We start from the raw sequence: 21920 nt of genomic DNA on the forward strand, positions 1-21920 counted from the left end.
ACATGGCACGACCGCATCGCCGAACAGCTCGGGGTCTGCTGGGGGGTGTCGTGCTGGCGGGGGCCTTGGTCTCCCTCCCACCGGCCGCCGCGGGAGCCACCACGGCGACGGCAGCCACCACGTCCGGAAACGGCCGCGGCAGCATGGTGATGGTGCTCGACTCCTCGGGCTCGATGGCCGATGACGTCGGATCCGGGAGGACCCGGATCGCCGCCGCCCGCAGCGCGGTCGGCACGGTGGTGGACTCGCTTCCCGACAACTACCCGACCGGCCTGCGGGTCTACGGCGCCGACAAGGCCCGGGGCTGCGACGACACCCGGCTGGCGCAGCCGGTGGAGCCGCTGGACCGGGCCGGGCTCAAGCGGGCCGTGGGGGCGGTGAAGCCCAAGGGCGACACCCCCATCGGTCTGTCGCTGCGCAAGGCCGCCGCCGATCTCCCGGAGCGCCCGGGCGGCGCGATCGGCAAGCGCACGATCCTGCTGATCTCGGACGGTGAGGACAACTGTCAGGCCCCGCCGCCGTGCGAGGTCGCCGAAGAGCTCGGCAGGAGCGGGGTCGACCTGCGGATCGACGCGATCGGCTTCCAGGTGCGCGGCACGGCGCGCAAGCAGCTCGAGTGCATCGCCGGGGCCGGAAACGGCCGTTACTACGACGCACCCGACGCGAAGGCCCTCACCCGGCAACTCCAGCGCGCGGGACAGCTGTCGGCGGACGGCTACCGGTTCACGGGCCGGAAGGTCACCGGCACCCCGGACACCGGCGGGGCTCCCCGGCTCACGCCGGGGCAGTTCCTGGACACCATCGGTCCGAACGAGAAGCGCTATTACGCGGTCGAGCTGGACGGGAAGTCCACCGCGGACTTCTCCGCCACCGGAGTGCCGCAGCCCGGTGCGGCCGTGGACCGGACCGATGCCCTGACCGCACAGGTGGAGTCGGGGTCGGGCAGCGTCTGCACGTCCGCGACCGAGATGTTCGGGCAGAACGAGGGCGCGGCCCCGATCACTTCGGGGATCAGCCGGGTCCCGTCCGAGAGCGGCGACGGCCTGTGCGACGACAGCGGCCGGTACTGGCTCTCGGTCGAGCGCAGGGACGCCGAGGGGTCGGACTCCGCGCGGTGGCCGCTGGAGCTGACCTTCGACGTCGAGAAGCCGTTGGCCAAGGGCGTCACCCCGGCCCAGTCGCAGCCGGACTACGGGGCGGCTGCCGGGGACGGCAACCTGCCGGACACCGCCCCGAAGGACGTCACCGGAGGGACGGGGTTCAACGACGCACGGGCGATCGGCCGGGGAGTCTGGCGGGACAGGATCCTTCCCTCGCAGACCCTTTGGTACAAGGTTCCGGTGGGCTGGAACCAGCAGCTGCGCTACGACGTGGAGTTCGCCAACGAGCCCACGGTGCGGGGGTTCGGCGGGAAGTTCTCCTACGGCAGGACGGAGGTCCACACCCCCGCCCGGCACCCGGTGGGCGGAGGCACCACGGAGTTCGGGCAGCAGGAGATCTACGTGGGGCGGCCCATGGCGCTCCGGATGGGCACCGTGCCGGTGGCCTGGACCAACCGCTACGAGAACCACCCCAACGTCATCCCCGTCCATCACCGCGGCGACTTCTACCTCGCGGTGACGTTGGGCGCCGGCGCAAACGAGATCGCCGAGAATCCGCGGATCGGTGTCACCCTGCGCGTCGCACTGCTCGGCGAGGAGAAGTCGGGGCCGGAGCACCGCGCGCCCGTGGTGAAGGCCGGTGATCCCGGCGCCGCGGCCGGCACCGGTGACGGCGGCGGTGGAGGATGGCCCTCCCGGCCGGTGATCGCCGCTGTCGCGGGCGGTACCGGCGTCGTGCTCCTCGCCGGCCTGGCGGTGGCCTACGGGCGGGCGCGCAGGAAGAACAGGACGGATCCGATGAGGAGTGGCTCGTGGTGACGCGGGATGTGAGGACGCGGTGCCTCGCCGCGCTGGCGGCGCTGTGCGCGGTGGCCGCGGTGCCCGGCACCGCCGTGGCCGACGGTGCGCAGGGGCTCCCGGAGTACCGGACCGCCGAGGGCGCCGAGGCGGTCGAGGGCACGGCGAGCAGCGCGAACGCCGAACGCATCGAGCCCGGCATCTACACCGACACCATCGGCCGCGGTGAGACCAGGTACTACAGCGTCACGCTGGACGCCACGTCCACCGCCTTCATCTCGGCCGTGGCGGTGCCGAAGCCCGGAACCAGGGTCGAGGACTACAGCGACAGCCTCGACGTGGTGCTGGAGGACAACGACGGCAACGAATGCGGCAGCGGCGAGGTCAGTTTCACCGGGAACGGCATGGCCTATCCCATGGGCAACCACGCCACCCGGCGGATCGGTGCGGACGTTCTCCAGTGCCAGCGCCGCGGCCCCTACTTCCTCAAGGTGGAGCGCGGCGGGAAGGCCACCTCGGATCCGGGCCGCTGGCCGATCGAGATCCGCTACATGTCCGAGCCGGGGCTGAAGGGCGGCGCGTCCGCCGGGCAGGAACCGGGGAGTTGGAGCACGGCGACCCCCGCACCGCTCACCGGCACCGCGGCCCGGAAGGACGCCAGGGGCGGAACGGGCTTCAACGACGCCCGCTCGGTCGCCAAGGGCATCTGGAAGGACCGGATCCGGCCGGGGGAGACCCGCTTCTTCCGGGTCCCGGTCGACTGGGGTCAACGGCTGAACCTGAGCGCGGAACTGCCGAACGCCGCGGGAGGACAGCAGAGCGTCTCCGCGCCCTTCATCACCGAGGCGCTCGGCCTGACCGTCTACAACCCGGCGCGCGGGCTGGTGGACGACGACAACTTCGCCGCGTACCAGGGGAAGCAGACGGCGGCCACGCTGTTCACCGCGCCGGTGGAGTACGGGAACCGCTTCCGCACCGAGACCGGGGTCCCGCCGATGTGCGTCGCGGGCTGGTACTACCTCGCCGTCTCGCTGCATCCGAAGGCCGAGGCGTTCTTCCCCAAGGGCGCGGATCTCACGCTGCGTGTCGACGTCAAGGGCGAGCCGAAGGCGGCGCCCCGCTACCGGGGGGACGCGTTCAAGGCGGGCTTCGGGGTCAGTGACGAGGACCGCGAGATGGCCGAGCAGGGACGGACGGCCGCCGAGAGCGAGCGGAGCGACTCCCGGCAGCTCGTCGCCGTCGCGGGGTTCGGCGCCGGAACGGTCCTGCTGCTGGGGCTGGGGGCGTGGACGCTCGCCGCGCGGCGGCGCGCGGCCGGGGCGGCTGCGGGGGCACCGGACCCGGTGCCCTCAGCGGTGGGCCCGTCGGGCACTCAGCAGCCCCACGTCCCCCATCAGTCCGTCCCCCATCAGTCGCCTCCGCACCACCAGCCGCAGGCGCATCCGGAGCACTCGTCGTTCCCCCGTCCTCAGCAGCCGGGCGGGCCGGACCAGCAGCCGGGACCGCACCGGCCGGAAGCACCGCAGCAGCCGGGGTCTCCGCAGCAGCCGGGGTCTCCGCCGTACGGTCCGCCGCAGGGCTGGTGATTCAGCTCGTGGTCAGCGCCCAGATGCCGACCGCGAAGCACAGCAGCGCGAGAGCCAGCACCGGGACCGCCACCTTCGGGGGCGGTCCCGGTCGGCGTTGCGGGGCGTGGGCCGGGGACGCCGCGGAGGAGGCCGGCACCGGCGCGGGAACCTGCGGGCTCCCCGCGGTGTATGGACGGGTGGGAGTGTGCTGAGCGAGCACGCCGGACACCGAGGCACCGGAGGCGTCCGGGGCCGCCATGGGGGAAGGAGTCGCCGGATGCCGGGTCCGAGGTATCGGAGCGGTGGGGGTGGCCGGAGGCTGGGCGGGCACCGCTGGAGGAGCGTGCGCCGGCACATGAGGGTGCGATGGCGCAGCGGAGTGCGGTGCCGGAGCGTGGGCCGGGGCCGGAGCGTGAGCCGATGCCGGGGAGTACGGCCCGCCGCTCGGAACGGGGTCGGGCGTCGGTGGAGTGCCCGGCTGCTCGGGCAGCGGTCCGGGAGGCTGTGGGGCAGCGGACTGCGGAGCTGCGGACTGCGGGGCTGCGGACAGTGGTGCGGTGTGCTGCGGGGCGACGGACTGCGGGGCGGGTTGCGCCGGTGGCGCGAGCGGGAAGCTGCCGGTCGCCGACATCGACGCGGACGCCTCGGCCGGAGCGGCACCGTCGGCCGGCTTCCCGGAGGGGGGTCCCTCCGGGCCGAACCCCGCGGGCAGCGGCCCGATGTGGTCGAAGACCTCGACGGCCTCCTCGTCGAGCGTGGTGTCCGGCAGCATCTCGGTCGCGGCGGTGAGGGCCTTGCGGGCGCCGGTCGCCGTCCGGAAGCGGGCCTGCGGGTCCGGCTGCAGAAGGCCCGCGAGCACCTGCCACAGCGGCTCCGGCACGCCCTCCGGCGCGCTCGGCACCCCGTGGGAGGTGAAGCGCTCGACCAGGGCCTGGGAGTCCGGCTTGGTGCCGGTCAGCAGGAACACCGAGACCAGACCGACCGCGTAGAGGTCCGCGGTGAAGTCCGGCTCCGCCCCCAGCATTTGCTCGGGAGCGAAGTAACCGGGCGTCCCCACGACGTAGTTGGTGTCCGTGAGCCGAGGTTCTCCCTTGCGCATCGAGATGCCGAAGTCGGAGAGCCGCAGATGCGGGCGCCCGGTACCGGTCGCCTCGAGCAGGATGTTGGCGGGCTTGATGTCGCGGTGCACCACCCCTTCGGCGTGCACGGCGGTGAGGCCCGCGAGCAGCTGGTCGAGCAGGGTGCAGACGAAGCGGGGAGGGAGCGGTCCGTAGTCGCCGATGAGATGGGCGAGGGAGCCGCCGCGCACCAGCTCCATGGTGAACAGCACCTTGTCGTCGTCCGCGGCCCAGCTCGCCGGAGCCAGGACGTGCGGGTGGTCGATCCGGAGCGCCTGTTCGCGCACGAACCGCAGCAGCGTGTGCGCGTCGCTCTGCTGGAGCACCTTGGCGGCGACATAGCGCCGCCGCCGCTGGTCCCACGCGCGCCAGACCGCGCCCACCCCACCGCGTCCGATCGGATCGATCAGCTCGTACCGGCCGGCGAAGACCTCACCCATTGCCCCGTGTCAGCCCCTTGCCCGTCAGCCCTGGTGCGCTTCGTAGTGGGCGACCGCCTCAGCGGTCCGCCCGGCGCCGTACACCCGGAGGAACTCTGCCAGCTCCGGCTGGGTCGGGGCGAGAGCGTCCGCGGCCTCGATGATGTCCCCCGCCGCGGCCACGGACCGCAGCAGCGACTGGATCTCCCGGACCACCCGCCGCACGGTGGGAGCACCCGAACTCGGCGTCGACTGTGCGGTGGTGCTCAGTACGGACCCGCCGGAGGTCTTCTTGATCTCCTCCATCCGGTCCGCGGCCTCGGCGGCACTCACGCTGCCGTCGGCGACGAGCCCCGCGAGCTCCTGGAGGGCCTGGACCCGCTGCACGACCGCGGGATTGCCGATCTTCGCCCGCTGGCCGCTCATGAGCTGCGACAGCATGGGGGCGGACAGTCCCAGCACAGCGGCCAGCCGGGCCTGGTTGAGGCCGAGGTCGTCGATCAGCCGGCGGAACAGTGCGCCGAGAGGCTCGCCGTACCAGCTGCGCTGCAGCTCCCGGGCTCTCGCTGTGGCTTCCTGCTGTGCTGCATCCATGCCGACTCCCCTTCGCTGCTGCGAACCTCGCGCGACATCCTACGGAGCGTGATTGCCGATCGGGAGTCCCTTATCCTTTTGCAGGGTTCCCCCGAACACCCGGTACTCTGGTCTGCGGCAGTCGGCGGCGCGCGATGCGCAACGTCCGGCTTCCCCACCCTCGGGGCCTTAGCTCAGTTGGTAGAGCGCTGTCTTTGCATGGCAGATGTCAGGGGTTCGACTCCCCTAGGCTCCACAGTTAAATGCCCTCTGACCTGCGGAAACGCAGTTTCAGGGGGCATTTTTTGTGCCCATCAGTGGGCGCATCGATGCCCTCTGGGCCGATGGGAGCCCATGTCGCGCAAGGGGTTTGCATACCCGCGCCTCTCCCGTTGATCTCCTAGGCCTGGCCGTTGGGGTACTGGCCCGGAGACAGGGAGGATGTGCGGAGCCGGGGCCTCTGGTGCTGGCCGCCGAGTGGACGGGGACTGCTGGGCAACGTTCGAAGGCATCGCGGAGATCGCGGACTCCGCGGCAGCCGATGCGGCCGTAGCGCGCTATGGCGATTGGTTCGGCTGGACTCCGGCACCGGCGGGCACGCTCTGCACCGCCGCAGCTACGCCGCCCACCATCAGCCAGTGCCGACCCGAGCTCTGGCGGCGAGCCGACTGCGGCTCCCTCTTTTCGTACGGCTGTGGGAGCGGTTCACATACACCCTCAACTCGGTCTGTCGACCACGTCCGCGGTGGCCGCAAGCAGGACGAAGAGCCTGTCGATCTGGGAATGGGCCGACGGTAATGCCCGTGATCATCGGTCTGACCTCGACCGTGGCCCTTTTTGCGTGAGAAGCGCCACTGTCGGCCCGGTGCAAGGTGCTCCATTATGGGGCGTTTCGGCATCTTGTTGATCTTGCAGAAGGGCTCCGGGCGCGCTTACGTTCGCCGAAGTGATCTTCACTCTTTGGCGTGACAGTGCTGCGCTCTGCTTCACAAGTTGAAGTGCACGTCGTCGCGTCAGGAGCTGTGGGTGATGACCCCGCCAGGGCAGGGCCGCGGCGGGGCACCGACATCGTCGAAAGGCAGGAGCAGCACGTTGAGTCGTCTGAACTCTCGTACAAGCTGGCTGGTCAGGAGTCAGCTGCCTGTCGAGTACGAGATAGCTGAGACCCCTGAGCTACTTTCGCCGGGCAACCTCGAGTTGTTGGCCGTTCCCGGCGGAGGCCAGGGCAAGGGCACGCGTCTGGTGATCGTCGATGACGCCGTCGACGCGCTGTACGGGGCCCGCATCCGTTCCTACTTCGCCCATCACGAGGCCGCTGTGGAGTACCTCGTGCTGCCGGGTAGGGAGGAGAACAAGTCGATCGAGCGGGTCCTGGAAGTGGTCGACAGGCTCAACGAGGTGGGGACGAACCGCCTGAGTACTCCTCCGCTGGTGATCGGCGGGGGAGTCGTGGCTGACGTGGTCGGTCTGGCGGCGAGCCTGTACCGGCGTGGCGTCCCCTACGTGCGTGTGCCCACCACACTGCTGTCGCAGGTCGACGTCAGCGTTGCCGCCAAGACAGGTGTCAACTACGGCGGTTACCGCAACCGGCTGGGTAGCTACAGCCCGCCGCCGCGCACTTTGATCGATCGCGCCTTCCTCGCCACCGTTCCTGAGCGCGAGCTCCGCAACGGTATGGGAGAGATCTTCAAGATGGCCCTGATCAAGGACCGGCGGCTCTTCGAGCTCCTGGAGCAGTACGGTGCCGGGCTCATCCGCACGCGCTTCCAGGACCCCGAGCCGGGCAGTGACGGTGTCCCCGGAGCCGTTGCCGATGAAGTCATCGGGCGGGCCATCGCGGGTATGGCCGAGGAGCTGGAACCCAACCTGTGGGAGAAGGACCTACAGCGGTCGGTGGACTACGGGCACTCGTTCTCCCCTCTGGTGGAGATGCGTGCTCTTCCCGAGCTGTTGCACGGTGAGGCGGTCGCCATGGACTGTGTGTTCTCCGCGCTCATCGCGGCCAACCGCGGCCTGATCGCCGCCGGTGACCTCGGGCGCATCGTCGCTGCCGCCCGCCGCATCGGACTCGCTCCCTCGCATCCGCTGTTCACCGATGCGGACCTGGTCCTCGAAGGGCTCGCGGACACGGTGCGCCACCGGGACGGACAGCAGAACCTGCCCGTGCTGACGGCGATCGGTGAGGTGTGTTTCCTCAACGACGTGTCCGAACCGGAGATCAAGCAGGCATGCGAGGGCATGGCAGAGCTGCTGGAATCCGACTCTTTCGGCAGCCTGACGCCGTCGCCCGCCGAGGCCGGGAGCAGCCGGTGAACGCGCAGGAGCTGCATGGCAGAAGCGTCGTCGTCACGGGGGCCGGCGCGGGAATCGGCCGGGCCGCGGCCGGGGCGTTCGCCGACGCAGGGATGCGGGTCGTACTGGCCGGGCGCGACGAGGAACGAGGTGAGCGCGCTGCCGAACAGATCCGCCATCGGGGAGGCGAGGCCGTGTTCGTCCGCTGCGACGTCACGCACGTCGCCGACGTGGAGCGGCTGTTCGCCCGAGCCGTGGAGATGTACGGGAGGGTGGACCACGCGTTCAACAACGCAGGCGTGCCTGGTGACGGGCGCCTCGTCGACCTCGCTCCGGAGGACTTCGACCGGGCCTTCGCGGTCAACACCCGTGGTGTGTGGCTGTGCCTGCGTGAGGAACTGCGGCTGATGGCGGCGCAAGGGCACGGCAGCATCGTCAACAACACGTCCGTGCACGGGCTGCGGACCGTCTTCCCCGGCATCGGGGCGTACGTGGCGTCCAAGCACGCCGCCGTGGCGCTGACCCAGGTCGCTGCCATGGAGCACGCGGCCGACGGAGTGCGCGTCAACGCACTGGCGCCAGGGCCGATCGACACCGAGATGCTGGCCGCCTCCGAGGCCGCGGTCGGCGGTGCCACCACCTGGCGTCGGCTGATCCCGTCCGGCGAGGTCGGCACGGTGCAGCAGGTTGCCGACGTGGCGCTGTGGCTGTTCTCGTCCGCGGCCTCCTACGTCAACGGGCAGACCATCGGGGTCGACGGCGGCTTTCTGGCCACCTGAGCCACTCCCGGGCCCGACCTGCCCGTCTCGATCCTCGAGAGCCACCACGAAAGACATCCCATGAACCCTGACGACTCCCATGCCTCCGCCTACGACGTCATCGTCGTGGGCGCAGGGGCCGCCGGAAGTGTGATAGCGGCCCGGCTCAGTGAACACACCGAGCGCACCGTGCTGCTCGTCGAAGCCGGGCCCCGTGACGACGACCCGCGCATCGCCCGCCCCGCCTCCTGGCCGTTCCTGCTCGGAGGCGACCTGGACTGGCAGTATCGGACCACTCCGCAGGCAGCCCTCGACGGCCGCCGCCTCGCCTGGCCGCGTGGCCGGGTGGTCGGCGGATCGGGCGCGGTCAACGCGATGGTGCACATCCGCGGCGCCGCGTCCGACTTCGATGCCTGGGCCCGGTGGGGTGGCCCCACCTGGGACTCCGGGCACGTACTGCCGTACATCGAGCGGCTCGAAGGCCCAGCGGGTACCCCTGGGTACGGCTGTGTCCCGGTCGCCGAGAACACCTCGCCCCATCCGTTCGCGGCGGCGTTCGTAGAGGCCGCTCAGAAGTACGGCCTTCCAGATAACCCGGACTTCAACTCCGGGGTCCAGGAAGGCGCCGGACTGTACCGCACGACCCGCACCGCCGAATCGCTCAACGCCCCTGCCCGCCGCGGCAACACCGCCCACACCCATCTGCGCCCAGCTCTCGACCGGCCCAATCTCACGCTGCTCACCGAAACGGCCGTACTCGGCATAGTGGTGGAGGACGGGCGGGCGGCCGGAGTGCGGATCCGCCGCGACGGTACGACGCGGACCGTGCGCGCCCACAGCGAAGTGGTGCTGTGCGGCGGCACTGTGGCCAGCCCGCAGCTGCTCCTGCTCAGCGGCATCGGCCCGGCCCGCGACCTGGCCTCCCTCGGAGTCCCGCTCGTTGCCGACGTGCCGGGTGTGGGCGGCAATCTGCACGACCACATCCAGGTGTCACTCGCCTACGACACCGCCGGAGGGCACCCGGTCGCCGACTCCTCCAACCTCGGGGAAGCAGGCGGCTTCGTCACCCTGTACGCCGACTCGCCCGCGCCGGACGTACAGCTGTCCTTCGCCCCGATGAAGAACCTCAACGACGCCTCCCTGATCGGCCACGGCTTCACCGTGGGGCCGGGCGTCACCCGTCCCCGCAGCCGTGGCCGACTCACCCTGGCCGGCGTCGACCCGCTGACCGCTCCCCTGATCGACCCCGCCTACCTCAGCGATCCGGCGGACCTCGCCGTCCTGGTGGAAGGCGTGCGCGTCGCCCGGGACATCGCCGCCACCGACCCGCTCGCCTCACTCGGCAGCGGCGGCCCGCTGTCAGCCCACGCCACGCGGCACGAGCTGGAGACGTTCGTACGGACCCAGGCTCAGACACAGTTCCACCCGGTGGGCACCTGCCGGTTCGGGCTCGAGGCGGACGACGAGGCGGTCGTCGATCCGCGGCTGCGGGTGCGCGGCCTGCGCGGCCTGCGCGTCGCGGACGCCTCGGTCATCCCCAGCATGATCACCGGAAACATCCATACCGCCGTTGTGGCGATCGCCGAACGCGCGGCGGAATTCATCCAGGAGGACTGCTCATGACGACCACCACTCTGCGATGGGGTGTGCTCGGTGCCACCTCCTACATCGCGACGCATCTGATGCCCGCCATCGCGCAGACCCCCGGATGCGTCCTGTCCGCCGTGGCCTCCCGGCCCGGACGAGCGGCCCAGGCCGCCGACGCAGGAGGGAAGTTCGGTGCGACGGCGCTCCCGGACTACGCGGCGCTCCTCGCCGACCGGGACATCGACGCCGTGTACATCGCGCTGCCCAACACCGATCACGTCGACTGGACCGTACGCGCGCTGGAAGCGGGCAAGCACGTCCTGGTCGAGAAGCCCATGGCCCTGGACGAGGAGGGCTGTGCGCGCATCGAGGCCGCCGCCCGGGCCGCGTCCCGGACCGTGATGGAAGCGTTCATGTACCGCTTCCACCCGCAGCAGGCCCGTGCCACCGAACTGCTCGCCTCCGGTGAGATCGGCGAACTGCGCGTCGTACGGGCCTCGTTCGCCTTCGCCATCGAGGCCGGCAGCGGCAACATCCGGCTCGAGCCGAAGCTCGGCGGCGGCGCCACCTGGGATGTGGGGTGCTACGCCATCGACGTCCCCCAGCTGTTCTTCGGGCAGGCACCGCAGCAGGTCTCGGCGCACTTCCACACCCGCCCCGGCGAGGCGGTGGAGACCAGCGCGACCGGCACCATGGACTTCGGGCAGGGGCGCAGCGCCGTCTTCGACTACAGCATCGACTACGGACCGCGGTCGTGGTACGAACTGCAGGGCACCCACGGCACCCTTACGGTCAGCAACGCCTGGGCAATGAGTGGTGAGGACGGAGTCCTGACCGTGCTGACCGCCCAGGGGACGCGCACGGAGACGGTGCCCGCCGCCAACCACTATCAGCTCCAAGTGGCCGCGTTCGCAGAGGCCGTCCGCACCGGCGGGCCCACGCCCGTCACCCTTACCGACTCGCGGCGCGCAGCACGGGTCGGGGCGGCACTCACCGCCTCCGCCGCCGCGGCGGGCGCACTCGCCCCGACATCGGACGCGACGGTGCCCCGGTGACCGCGGTCCGCAGCCCCGCGGTCCTGCGCACCGTCGCGGTGCTGATCGCATCGGTCGGCGGACTGCTCTTCGGGTACGGCACCGGCGTGATCGCCGGGGTACTGCCACAAGTCACCGACACCTTCGGTCTTTCGTCCTGGACACAGGGAGCGGCGGTATCCGCCGCGCTGGTGGGGGCCGCTCTGACGGCCCCCACCAGCGGGCGGCTGGCCGACCGATTCGGGCGGCGCGCCGTCATCGCATCGGCCGCCGCCCTGTATCTGGCGGGCACGCTCGCGTCCACCGCGGCCACCGGCACGTTCTCCCTGCTCACCGGACGGTTCCTGGTCGGGCTCGCGTTGGGAGCCACGTCGTTCGCCGTGCCGCTGTACATCTCGGAGATCGCGCCGCCCGCCCGGCGCGGCGCCCTGGTCACCCTCAACCAGCTCATGATCACCATCGGCCTGCTCCTCTCCTACGTCGTCGCATACGCCCTGGAGCCGCAGGGCAACTGGCGCGGCACCTTCGCCGTGGCCACCGTGCCCGCCCTGCTGGTCCTCGTCGGCATGGCGCTCGTCCCCGAGTCCCCGGACTGGCTGAGCAGCCGGGGTCGGGCCGACAGCGCAGCCCGGGCCGCGGCCCGCCTCGGGCTCGCTGCACCCGAGGCCACCGACAGCGCCGACACCAGGACGCCCGGCCTGCGACGCGCCTGTGAACTCGCCGGGCGGCGCTGGGTCGTCCTGGGCCTGACCATCTCCGTCCTGGTCCACCTCACCGGCCTCAACACCGCCATCTACTACGCACCCACCATCCTGGCCTCCAGCGGCCTCACCGCCAGCGGCGGCATCGCAGGATCGGTCTTGGTGGGTCTCTGCAATGTCCTGGCCACAGTCGTCACCATCGTCTTCCTCGACCGGTGGGGACGACGGCCGCTCATGCTCGGCGGCCTCGCCGTGATGGCAGTCGCCGCGGTAGCCATCGCCGTCGTCCAGGCCCGAGGTCTCGACGGCGTGGCCACCGCGCTGCTGCTGTGCGTGTTCATCACCGCAGGAGCTGTCGGGCCCGCCGCGGTCTTCTGGGTGTACATCGCCGAGATCTACCCGGCACGAGTACGCGGCGCCTTGATGAGCCTGGCCACCGCGGCGCACTGGGCAGCAGACTTCGTCGTTGCCACCACGTTCCTCCCGCTGGTCGCGGAGCTGTCACTGGCCGGTGCGTTCACCCTCTACGCGGCCATCACCCTTGCCTCGGCCCTCGCTCTCGGTATCTGGATGCCGGAAACCCGGGGCCGCGACCTGAACGCGACGTCCCCTTCGCCCGCCGCTCGCCGGCCCGTATCCATCCCTTCGACCCCCACCCCCGAGGACTGACGCCCATGCATCCCGACCTCGCCCCCCGTACCGCCGCCTGCCTCCTCTTCGACTGGGACGGAACCCTCGTCGACAGCCAGTACGCCAACTACCGCGCCATGGCAGGCACGTTGGCCACCGAGGGAGTGGAACTCGAACAGGAGTGGTTCGACGCACGCACCGGGCTGTCCTCCGCCGAAATGATCCACACCCTGGTCGCCGAACGCGGCCTTGGCCTCTCCCGCCCCGTCGACACGCTTGTCGCCGACCGCGATGCGCAATTCCTCAAGGAGGCGCACTCCGTACGACCACTGCAACCGGTCCTGGAGGTCGTCGAGGCCATGCGCCACCGCCTGCCCATGGCCGTGGCCTCCGGCGGCGCCCGCCACGTCATCGAAGCCACCCTGCGCCACCAGCCGTTCCACGACGCCTTCGGCACACTGGTCACCCGGGACGACGTGACCCACGGCAAGCCCGCCCCCGACATCTTCTTGACCGCCGCCCGCAGCCTGGGCGCCCATCCCTCCCGCTGCCTCGTCTACGAGGACAGCGAGGAGGGCATCGCGGCCGCCCACGCCGCCGGCATGGCGGTCATCGACGTCAGGCCTTACACAGGGCGCACCGCAGCCTGAACCCGCCGTAAGGCTGGCCACACGCGAGGGTCCATTCACCCGAGGTGCCCGTGTCGTGCAGGGCGTTCCGTAGTGAAATGGGTGAGGGGCTCGCGGCGTCGTCTCCGGCGAAGATGTCCGCCGTGAACGTGTCGAGGAGCCGCCGCCCGCGGTGGATCAAGAGCGTAGGTGCACCCAGGCGACCCGGCCGATCCGAAGGGATCAGCCGCTGAGCGGAAGGAGGAGGGCGTGGAGATCCATACCGGCTGTCAAACCCTGCGGAGACTGCTCTCGAGCAGTATGAACTGCTCTCCTTTCGAGCGGGGATCCAGTTCCAGCGACTTCCCTTCACCGGTCCGTCGGGTGCCAGCCCGGCTCACCGATCCGTTCGCGCGCGACCGCTCGGCGGTCACGGGGTCACGTGACTACTCGACGTCCTTGAGGGTCTTCTCCATGGATTCCACCCGCGAGCGCATGTCGGCCAGCTGGGTGGCGATCTCGGACAGCTTGTGGTCCGTCAATTCCTGAGTTTTCACGGCTAGTTCGGTGAGTCGGCGGTAGTCCTGCTCGCGGGAGAGCTGCGCCTCGGCGCGCTGGGTCTTCCCTCGCTGGCGCAGGAACACGGGTTCGAAAGAGCCCGGAGTGGTGAACCCCGGAACCTGACCGAACCCGCCGGCCCCGTGGACGGCGGGTTCGTCGGTCCAGATCTTCGCGGGTCAGGTGCGATGGGCGCTGGACGGGGCTGAAGAACTCGATCTCCGCCATGGCCGCCTGCTTGTCCGCGTCGGCCGCGTGGGCCGACGCGACGGTGAAGCGGACATCCCCGCCGCGTGATGATGAGCGCGCGCGACCGCGGGATCCACCCTGACCAGGCCGGGACCGACCTGTCCACGGGGGCTGCCTCAGCGATCGTCCTCACCTAGGGAACGAGAGAGGTGAGGCCGATGTCGAGGGGGAACGGGGCGGAGTCCTTCAGGCGGGTTCGGTGGATGCCGGTGGGTACGTAGGTGCTGGTCATAACGTCGAGTTCGTAGGTGTGGACGGCGGGTGCCCCGGCCTCGTCCTCGATGCGCCAGAAATGGGTGATCTTGGCCTGGGCGTACTTGAAGGGCTTGAGGGATCGGTCGCGGTCGGCTGATTCCTCCGAGACGACCTCGATGACGAGAGCGATGTCGTCGGGTGCGTACCAGGTGCGGTCGGGATCGTATGCGGCGGTGGTGACCAGGATGTCGGGCTCGGGACGACTCTTGTTGTCGAGACGGACGGTCATCTCCCGCTCGACCTCGAACCCCGTAGGGGCCGCCTGACGTAGAGCGAATGTCATGTTCTCCACGAGCCGGGAGTGCCAGGAGCGCTGCGGCGACATCATGAAGATCAGGGCTCCGTCGATCAGTTCGGTGTGCCGCGGTGCTTGGGGGAGGTGGTCGAGGTCGTCGGCTTCCCAGCCGCTCGGCCTGGGCGGGATCATCCAGTCGGGAAGTTCGGCGGTCACGGCTTCCTCCAAGCGCTGCGTAAGGAGCGACCAGGGGCCTTGATCCCGGATCATGGACACGGGCCATGCACCTGGCGTCAGCGTAGTTGATGCCGCTCCCGGTGTGCGGCACGTAGTGCATCCTCGTGGGCGAGTGCCTCCCGGAGGCGTCGAGTGTCAGGACGGTCCGGCGTCAACCCGGTGATGTGCATGCCCAACCGGCCCGCGCCCCTGAGATTCCTCGGGGCGGCATCACGGACAGTCGATCGCGGACGATCGGCCGCAGCGGTCTCCACCGCAGCTGAGTCACCCGGGGCTCACAAAGCAGCCGTGGTTCCCGGGAGCTGCCTTGCGCCCGCGGGGACGGTCGCACCGGGCTCTGCCCGAGCCGGCCGGGCCGGGGCAAGCCTCCTGCTCGGAGAAGGCCTGCTGCGTCGGTGGAAGTCCCGTGCAAGGAGACGTGGTTGATCCGTCCCGGGGCGGCACGGGCGGAGCAAGCGACAGGATGGCCTGGCGACCCCGTACGACGGATGGCGGGGGACCACTCCTGGTCCCCCGCCATCCGAGGCGTCGCTCTGCCACACCGGCGGCCCGCGTACGGCCCGAAGCAGTCATGGCCCGAGCCGCCACGGACCGACCGGCCGGGTTCCGACCGGCCACGGTCCGCATCAGCGCCGACGATGGTCGGGCCTCGGCCCGCGCCGCCGGCGCCGACCGGGGCCGCCGTCGGCTCAGCCCTGTTCGCCCCGCTTGCGCTGGTCGGCCTCCGCCTGCTTCGCCTGCACCTCCGGGTCCAGGGCCTCGCTGCCGTCCACCGAGGTGAGCGGCGGACGGTCGCCGAGCTCCGTGGCGGCGGGCGGTTCGACCAGCCAGTCCGGGTTGGCCTGCCGGTCCCACCACTTCCAGGCGGCCACGGCCGCTCCGGCGACGGCGCCGATCACCAGGAGGCGCTTGGTGGCCCGGCCGCAGGTGGCGCGGCGCCGGCGCTTGCGCACCAGTTTCTCGACCTCGGCCCGGGTCACCTGGCCGCGCAGCGCGGCGAGGGCGGCGGCACTGCGTTCCACCGCTTCCTCCCGCACCGGTTCGGCGGCCGCGACCGCCTGCTCGACCCGGGGCACGGTGTACTCGGCGGCCTGCCGCGCGGCCTTGCGGGCACGCTTCGCGGCCCGGGTGGCGGCGGCGTCGACCTTGGGCGGCAGCGATTCCCGGGCCTGGTGCAGCCCGTGCTGGATACGGGGCTGGAGGTGGGCGTCGTACTGGACGAGCGCGGTCTCGCGGGCCTGCTGAGCGGCCTGGGACACCTTGGGCGCCAGCCGTGCGCGGGCCTCGTGCGCGTACTGCACGGCCTGGTCCTTCGCCGTGCCGGCATAGGGCGCCACCACCTCCGCGGCGTGCAGCACGCTGTCCTTCGCGGTGCCGGTCGCGGCGCGCACGCTGTCGATGCGGGTCACAGGAACCTCCTCCTCGGTGGCGGTACGGTTTTCGCCTTTCCACCCGATAAGAGATCATGCACCTCGGGGGTCCGTACGGCATGCGCGAACCGGCATCCGGGTCACGTTCCCCGAAAGGGGGGACGGCTTCGCCGGGACGGCCTGCCCCGGAACGGCTTCCCCGAAAGGAAGGACCGAGCCGCCACCACGGCAGGACAGCGGCGCCACAGAGGCCTCTCCCGTCACGGGAGGCGGGCATTCCGTCACCCGCCAACGGTCCGGCGGCTACTCGTCGCGACGAAGTCCGTGCGAGGATCGGTGGACGTCAGTGAGAACTACGGAAGGCAGATCGTGGCTGAGCAGCTCTACGCCACCCTGAAGACCAATCGCGGCGACATCGTGGTCCGGCTCCTGCCGAACCACGCGCCGAAGACGGTCAAGAACTTCGTCGAGCTTGCCGAGGGCACTCGCGAGTGGACCCACCCGGAGACCGGCAAGCGGTCCCAGGACAAGCTGTACGACGGCACGGTCTTCCACCGGGTGATCAGCGGCTTCATGATCCAGGGCGGCGACCCGCTGGGCAACGGCACGGGCGGCCCGGGCTACGAGTTCGGTGACGAGTTCCACCCGGACCTCGCCTTCGACCGCCCCTACCTGCTCGCCATGGCGAACGCCGGCCCGGGCACCAACGGCTCGCAGTTCTTCATCACGGTCTCGCCCACGGCGTGGCTGACCGGCAAGCACAGCATCTTCGGTGAGGTCGTCGACCCGAAGAGCCAGCAGGTCGTGGACGCCATCGCGACCGCCGACACCAACCCGCGCACCGACCGTCCGCTGCAGGACGTCGTCATCGAGTCGGTCGTCGTGGAGACCCGCGAGGGCTGACCCGAACGGGAACCGAACTGCCCCGCCCGTCCGTATGACGGGCGGGGCAGTCTTTGGCACGCCCCCGGCGGGCACACACCCGGTGGGCAGGCGTCCGGGCCGCGAGGGCACCGGGCGGGCCCGTGCCGTACCGGTGGGAGCCTGCCGCCCGGCAGGACCGTGCCACCGGCAGGACGGAGACGAGGGAACCGATGGATCAGGCGCCAGGAAGCTCGGACGCTCCCGAGGCCGCGGGCGGCCTGCCCGGCTGCTACCGGCACCCGGACCGCGAGACGGGCATCAGCTGCACCCGCTGCGAGCGGCCCATCTGCCCGGAGTGCATGGTCAGCGCGTCCGTCGGCTTCCAGTGCCCCACCTGCGTGAAGGAGGGGTCGGGGACCGGCCACGCCCCGCAGGCCGCGCGCCCGCGGACGATAGCGGGCGGCTCGGTGGCCGACGATCCGCGTCTGGTCACCAAGATCCTGCTGGGGCTGAACCTGGCGCTCTGGTTCGCCGTGCTCGGCGCCGGCGACCGGCTCGTCGACGAGCTCGACCTGGTCGGCCGGCTGCAGTACTACTACGGCGGCCCGGTCGAAGGCGTCGCGGAGGGCCAGTGGTACCGGCTGCTGACCGCGATGTTCCTGCACCAGCAGCTGATGCACATCGCGTTCAACATGCTGTCGCTGTGGTGGCTCGGCCCGCCCCTGGAGGCCGCCCTCGGCCGGGTGCGCTATCTCGCGCTCTACCTGCTCTCCGGGCTCGGCGGCAGCGCGCTGTCGTACCTGCTCGCGTCCCCGGGCCAGCCCTCGCTGGGGGCCTCCGGTGCCGTCTTCGGCCTGCTCGGCGCGACCGCCGTGCTGATGCGCCGGATGAACTACGACATGCGGCCGGTCCTCGCCCTGCTGGTGCTCAACCTGATCTTCACCTTCACCTGGGGGAACATCGCCTGGCAGGCCCATATCGGCGGGCTGGTGGTGGGGGCGGCGGTCGCGTACGGCCTGGTCCACGCGCCGCGTGAGCACCGCGCGCTGGTGCAGCGCGCCACCTGCCTGGCAGCGCTCCTGGTGATCGTCGCGATGGTGTGCGTACGGACCCTGCAGCTCACCCCCTGAGGGGCTCCCGGGGGCTGGAACGGGGCCGTTGTCCACAGCGGGTGGCGGATCTTGTGCGTGCTGTGCGGAGATGGCTACGGGAATCGCACTGACCTGCGTTTTCCCAGTACCGCGCAGGGGTGACGGGTGAGTGGTAGGACGTACCACCAGTCACACCGGCGTCAATGCTCAAGGGGTTATCCACAGATCGTCTGACCTTTTCCCCATGTGGACAGTGCTGTGGATAACTCTGTGGGCAACCTTGGGGCAAGGCTTGCGGTGGACTGCGCCGGGCGGTACGTCGAGCGGTGCTCCGACCGGCGCGTCGACCGCTACTTCCACTGGGTGGAGACGACGAACCCCGCGGCGATGAAGCCGAAGCCGACGACGATGTTCCAGTTGCCCAGGGAGTCGACCGGCATGTCGCCGGCGGTCACATAGAAGACCACGATCCAGGCGAGCCCGATCAGGAACATGGCCAGCATCAGCGGCGCGACCCAGCTGCGACTGGTCAGCTTGATGTTGGTCTGCTTCGCCGGCGGGGGCGTGAAATCGGCCTTCTTGCGGATACGTGACTTCGGCACGAGGGTCTCTCCTGTCGATGCGCTGCGTGACCGCGCAGTGATCTGGGTCTGTCGCCGGGGCGAGGCCCGACGGGGCTTACGTTCACCCCGGGGGCGTCCGTTAGCGTAGTCCTTCCGCGGCGCAGAAGGAGATAAGGGTACGGTGAGCAATTCCGCCGACACCGACGCCGGCCGGGCCGGGCGGTTCCGCCGGTTCCGTCCGGTGCGACTGCTGACCGCCGCCGTCTTCGCGCTCGCCGGGCTCATCTTCTGGACCAGCTTCAACACGGCCCAGGGTACAAACCTCCGCTCCGACGACTCGATGCTCCGGCTCTCCGACCTGATCCGCGAGCGCAGCCGGAAGAACGCCGAGCTCACCGACGAGGCCGCCACCGCCCGGGGCCAGGTCGACCGGCTCGCCGAGCGGGACGACGGCAGCACGGAGGCCGAGAAGGTCAAGCTCGACGCGCTGGAGCGGGTCGCGGGCACCAAGCCGCTCAAGGGGTCCGGGGTGGCCGTCACCCTCACCGACGCGCCCCCCAACGCCACCGCCCGGATCCCCGGCGTCCCCGAGCCGCAGCCCAACGACCTCGTCATCCACCAGCAGGATCTCCAGGCCGTCGTCAACGCCCTCTGGCAGGGCGGCGCCCGCGGGATCGAGGTCATGGACCAGCGGCTCATCTCCACCAGCGCGGTCCGCTGCGTGGGCAACACCCTGATCCTCCAGGGCCGCGTCTACTCGCCGCCGTACAAGGTGACGGCCGTCGGCGACACCGAACGGCTCCAGACGGCGCTGGCCGAGTCCCCGGCCATCCAGAACTACATGCAGTACGTCAACGCCTACGGGCTGGGCTGGAAAGTCGAACAGCAGCAGGCGGTGACTCTTCCCGGCTACTCCGGCACAGTGGACCTGCACTACGCCAAGCCCGTGAAGTAGCCCTGGACGAAGGGGGCCGCCGTTGCCGGCACCGGTGACCGCGCGACTGATCGTCAGAACGCTGAGCGAGTTGTGCGTCACCGTCGGCAGCGTCATCGTGCTGTTCGTCACCTATGTGCTGTTCTGGACGGGAGTCCGTGCCGACAGCGCGATGCACGGTGAGATCGACCGGCTCCAGGAGCGGTGGTCGGACGGCCCGGTCGCCGGAGCGCCGGCCGGACCGGAACCGGACGGCGCCGGAGCCCCGCCCCCCGCTGCGCCCTACGCGCGGGGGAAGGCGTTCGCCGTGATGTACATCCCCCGTTTCGGGGACAGTTGGGCCAAGCCGGTGCTGGAGGGAACGGGCCGGGACACCCTCGCCCGCGGCCTCGGCCACTACGCGCGCACCGCCCCGCTCGGCGCGCGCGGGAACTTCTCCGTGGCGGGCCACCGCCGCACCCACGGGGACCCGTTCAAGGACTTCCCGAAGCTGCGCCCCGGGGACGCCGTGGTGCTGACCGACGGCACGACCTGGTTCACCTACCGCATCGACCGCCGGCCGTACCGCACGCTGCCCGCCGACACCGGGGTGATCGACCCGGTTCCGCGGAAGTCGGGATACGGCGGGCCGGGCCGCTATCTCACCCTCACCACCTGCGACCCGGAGTGGGGGCACAGCCATCGGCTGATCGCCTGGGCACACCTGGACGACACCCGCCGCGTCGGAGCGGGGAAGCCCGACGCATTGCGCAGCTGACCCACCTTCCCCGCGCTCCGACCTTTACTCTGGAGCTGCAATCGGCTTCATCATCGGCAAGTGGGGACAGCATGTACGGCTGGATCTGGCGGCATCTGCCGGGGAACGCCTGGGTACGGGCGGGGATCTCGCTCTTGCTCGTACTGGCGATCGTCTTCGTTCTCTTCCAGTACGTCTTCCCGTGGGCGGAGCCCCTGCTTCCGTTCAACGACGTGACAGTCGACAACGGCGGAGGATCCACAGCCCGATGAGCGCACGCATTCTGGTCGTCGACAACTACGACAGCTTCGTCTTCAACCTCGTCCAGTACCTCTACCAGCTCGGCGCCGAGTGCGAGGTGCTGCGCAACGACGAGGTCGCGACCGCCCACGCCCAGGACGGCTTCGACGGCGTCCTGCTGTCCCCGGGCCCCGGAACGCCGGAACAGGCGGGGGTGTGCACCGCCATGGTGCGGCACTGCGCGGACACCGGAGTCCCGGTGTTCGGCGTGTGCCTGGGCATGCAGTCGATGGCGGTCGCCTACGGCGGGGTCGTCGGCCGCGCCCCCGAGCTGCTGCACGGCAAGACCTCCCTCGTCACGCACGAGGGCAGCGGGGTCTTCGGGGGGCTCCCCTCGCCGTTCACGGCCACCCGCTACCACTCGCTCGCCGTCGAACGCGGCACCGTCCCGGACGAGTTGGAGGTCACCGCCTGGACGGAGACCGGTATCGCCATGGGGCTGCGCCACCGCGATCTCCCGGTGGAGGGCGTGCAGTTCCACCCCGAGTCGGTGCTCACCGAGTGGGGCCACCGGATGCTCGCCAACTGGCTGGTGGTGTGCGGTGATTCCGGGGCCGTCGAACGATCCGCGGGACTGGCACCGGTGGTCGGCAAGGTCGGCGCGTGACCGCACTCCGCCCCGAACGCGACACCGGGTCGCCGTACGGAGAGTCGTACGGCGGGTCCGGCACGTTCGAGGCGGCTGTCGGACGGCTCCACGATCCGCTGAACGACCCGCTGCCCGGTCAGGCCCCCGGCCAAGTCCCCGGTCAGGCCCCCGGCCAAGCTCCCGGCCAGGCCCCCGGCCACGGCACGGGCAGCCGGTCGCTGGGCCATGTGCCCCACCAACTCCCGCGCCACGAACCGGAACCGCAGACCGTCGCGTGGCCGGGCGCCCGGCCGGAGCACGGCCCGCTGCCCGGTGCGCAGGCGCCGTCCACGGCGTACGGCCAGGGGTACGCCGACCCGCACGCCCGGGCGTACGGCACGCCCCAGGAGCCCGCGCAGGCGCATCTGCCCCTCCCGCCGGAGAACCCGCCCTCCTACACTCCCGCCGACGCGTGGCGGGTGCTCGAGCAGACCCCCGCCCCGGAGGACTACGCGGCCCCGCAGGAGCCGACGATGGGCCGCGCCGCCCGGCGGGCGGCGGCCCGTCGCCGCGCCTCGGGCCCCGCCGGTGACGCCCCGCCGCCCGTGGACGGCCGGGAGCCCGGCACCGGCGGGCTCGGCGATGAGCGGACCGTCGCGCTGCGCGTGGACGAGCTGCGCAAGGTCGCGGGCGGCTCCGCCGCGGCCGCCGGAGCACCGGCCGGGGAAGGCCGGGCCGCCCGGCGCGCAGCGGCCGGCCGGTGAGCCGGCGGAC

Annotated in this window: 20 protein-coding genes and 1 tRNA gene; 16 read left to right on the forward strand and 5 right to left on the reverse strand. The window is 71.1% G+C overall.

What is annotated here, in order from left to right:
* The first annotated feature begins 2 nt into the window (after positions 1–2).
* Both ABT112_RS14040 and ABT112_RS14045 read left to right on the forward strand, forming a co-directional pair.
* A complete protein-coding gene (locus tag ABT112_RS14040) occupies positions 3–1919 on the forward strand; it encodes a vWA domain-containing protein (protein WP_351509103.1) in 1917 nt (638 codons plus the stop codon).
* Positions 1916–3484, forward strand: coding sequence for a hypothetical protein (locus ABT112_RS14045; RefSeq protein WP_351509105.1), 1569 nt, complete (start codon positions 1916–1918; stop codon positions 3482–3484). Before ABT112_RS14040 ends, ABT112_RS14045 begins: the two co-directional genes overlap by 4 nt.
* 1 nt (position 3485) lies before the next feature.
* Here the strand turns inward: ABT112_RS14045 and ABT112_RS14050 are convergent, their stop codons facing one another.
* On the reverse strand, positions 3486–5024 hold the full coding sequence (locus ABT112_RS14050; RefSeq protein ID WP_351509107.1) for a serine/threonine-protein kinase: 1539 nt from the start codon (positions 5022–5024) through the stop codon (positions 3486–3488).
* 24 nt (positions 5025–5048) lie between these two features.
* Positions 5049–5597, reverse strand: a complete 549-nt coding sequence (locus tag ABT112_RS14055) for a helix-turn-helix domain-containing protein (RefSeq protein ID WP_351509109.1) — start codon at positions 5595–5597, stop codon at positions 5049–5051.
* 162 nt (positions 5598–5759) lie between these two features.
* Between ABT112_RS14055 and ABT112_RS14060 the strand changes: the two genes are divergently transcribed.
* The 7 genes from ABT112_RS14060 to ABT112_RS14090 all read left to right on the forward strand — a co-directional run bounded on the left by ABT112_RS14060 (position 5760) and on the right by ABT112_RS14090 (position 13228).
* Positions 5760–5832, forward strand: a tRNA-Ala gene (locus ABT112_RS14060).
* Between the two features lie 836 nt (positions 5833–6668).
* Positions 6669–7889, forward strand: a complete 1221-nt coding sequence (locus ABT112_RS14065; RefSeq protein ID WP_351509112.1) for a sedoheptulose 7-phosphate cyclase — start codon at positions 6669–6671, stop codon at positions 7887–7889.
* Positions 7886–8647, forward strand: coding sequence for an SDR family NAD(P)-dependent oxidoreductase (locus ABT112_RS14070; RefSeq protein WP_351509114.1), 762 nt, complete (start codon positions 7886–7888; stop codon positions 8645–8647). Before ABT112_RS14065 ends, ABT112_RS14070 begins: the two co-directional genes overlap by 4 nt.
* A 60-nt stretch (positions 8648–8707) precedes the next feature.
* Complete coding sequence (locus ABT112_RS14075; RefSeq protein ID WP_351509116.1) at positions 8708–10249, forward strand: GMC family oxidoreductase; 1542 nt, start codon at positions 8708–8710, stop codon at positions 10247–10249.
* Positions 10246–11268, forward strand: coding sequence for a Gfo/Idh/MocA family protein (locus ABT112_RS14080; protein ID WP_351509118.1), 1023 nt, complete (start codon positions 10246–10248; stop codon positions 11266–11268). Before ABT112_RS14075 ends, ABT112_RS14080 begins: the two co-directional genes overlap by 4 nt.
* On the forward strand, positions 11265–12617 hold the full coding sequence (locus tag ABT112_RS14085) for a sugar porter family MFS transporter (protein ID WP_351509121.1): 1353 nt from the start codon (positions 11265–11267) through the stop codon (positions 12615–12617). The genes ABT112_RS14080 and ABT112_RS14085 overlap by 4 nt, the downstream gene beginning before the upstream one ends.
* A gap of 5 nt (positions 12618–12622) precedes the next feature.
* On the forward strand, positions 12623–13228 hold the full coding sequence (locus ABT112_RS14090) for an HAD family hydrolase (protein ID WP_351509123.1): 606 nt from the start codon (positions 12623–12625) through the stop codon (positions 13226–13228).
* An 898-nt stretch (positions 13229–14126) separates the two neighbouring features.
* On the opposite strand, the gene ABT112_RS14095 is transcribed toward ABT112_RS14090, so the two are convergent.
* Both ABT112_RS14095 and ABT112_RS14100 read right to left on the reverse strand, forming a co-directional pair.
* Positions 14127–14675 (reverse strand): Uma2 family endonuclease, encoded by a 549-nt coding sequence (locus ABT112_RS14095; protein WP_502975335.1) that lies wholly within the window; start codon positions 14673–14675, stop codon positions 14127–14129.
* Positions 14676–15409: 734 nt separating this feature from the next.
* Complete coding sequence (locus ABT112_RS14100) at positions 15410–16129, reverse strand: DUF5324 family protein (protein WP_351509128.1); 720 nt, start codon at positions 16127–16129, stop codon at positions 15410–15412.
* 330 nt (positions 16130–16459) lie between these two features.
* On the opposite strand from ABT112_RS14100, the gene ABT112_RS14105 reads away from it, so the two are divergent.
* Both ABT112_RS14105 and ABT112_RS14110 read left to right on the forward strand, forming a co-directional pair.
* The gene (locus tag ABT112_RS14105; RefSeq protein WP_351509157.1) at positions 16460–16993 is read left to right on the forward strand and encodes a peptidylprolyl isomerase; all 534 of its coding nucleotides are present in this window, start codon (positions 16460–16462) and stop codon (positions 16991–16993) included.
* A gap of 191 nt (positions 16994–17184) precedes the next feature.
* The gene (locus ABT112_RS14110) at positions 17185–18084 is read left to right on the forward strand and encodes a rhomboid family intramembrane serine protease (RefSeq protein ID WP_351509131.1); all 900 of its coding nucleotides are present in this window, start codon (positions 17185–17187) and stop codon (positions 18082–18084) included.
* Positions 18085–18395: 311 nt separating this feature from the next.
* Here ABT112_RS14110 and crgA read toward each other — a convergent pair whose 3' ends face one another.
* Positions 18396–18647 (reverse strand): cell division protein CrgA, encoded by a 252-nt coding sequence (gene crgA, locus ABT112_RS14115; RefSeq protein ID WP_351509133.1) that lies wholly within the window; start codon positions 18645–18647, stop codon positions 18396–18398.
* 142 nt (positions 18648–18789) lie between these two features.
* On the opposite strand from crgA, the gene ABT112_RS14120 reads away from it, so the two are divergent.
* The 5 genes from ABT112_RS14120 to ABT112_RS14140 all read left to right on the forward strand — a co-directional run bounded on the left by ABT112_RS14120 (position 18790) and on the right by ABT112_RS14140 (position 21910).
* Positions 18790–19563 carry a DUF881 domain-containing protein gene (locus tag ABT112_RS14120; RefSeq protein ID WP_351509135.1) on the forward strand — a complete coding sequence of 258 codons (774 nt, stop codon included), beginning with the start codon at positions 18790–18792 and terminating at the stop codon, positions 19561–19563.
* Between the two features lie 34 nt (positions 19564–19597).
* Positions 19598–20299: a class E sortase gene (locus ABT112_RS14125; protein WP_351509159.1), complete on the forward strand. Its 702-nt coding sequence runs from the start codon at positions 19598–19600 to the stop codon at positions 20297–20299.
* Positions 20300–20370: 71 nt separating this feature from the next.
* Positions 20371–20550, forward strand: a complete 180-nt coding sequence (locus tag ABT112_RS14130; protein ID WP_351509137.1) for a hypothetical protein — start codon at positions 20371–20373, stop codon at positions 20548–20550.
* Positions 20547–21185, forward strand: a complete 639-nt coding sequence (locus tag ABT112_RS14135; RefSeq protein WP_351509138.1) for an aminodeoxychorismate/anthranilate synthase component II — start codon at positions 20547–20549, stop codon at positions 21183–21185. The genes ABT112_RS14130 and ABT112_RS14135 overlap by 4 nt, the downstream gene beginning before the upstream one ends.
* The gene (locus tag ABT112_RS14140; RefSeq protein WP_351509140.1) at positions 21182–21910 is read left to right on the forward strand and encodes a hypothetical protein; all 729 of its coding nucleotides are present in this window, start codon (positions 21182–21184) and stop codon (positions 21908–21910) included. Before ABT112_RS14135 ends, ABT112_RS14140 begins: the two co-directional genes overlap by 4 nt.
* Positions 21911–21920: the final 10 nt, after the last annotated feature.

Origin of the sequence: Streptomyces sp. NPDC002055 (genome assembly GCF_040296705.1) — a bacterium.
Taxonomy (GTDB): domain Bacteria; phylum Actinomycetota; class Actinomycetes; order Streptomycetales; family Streptomycetaceae; genus Streptomyces.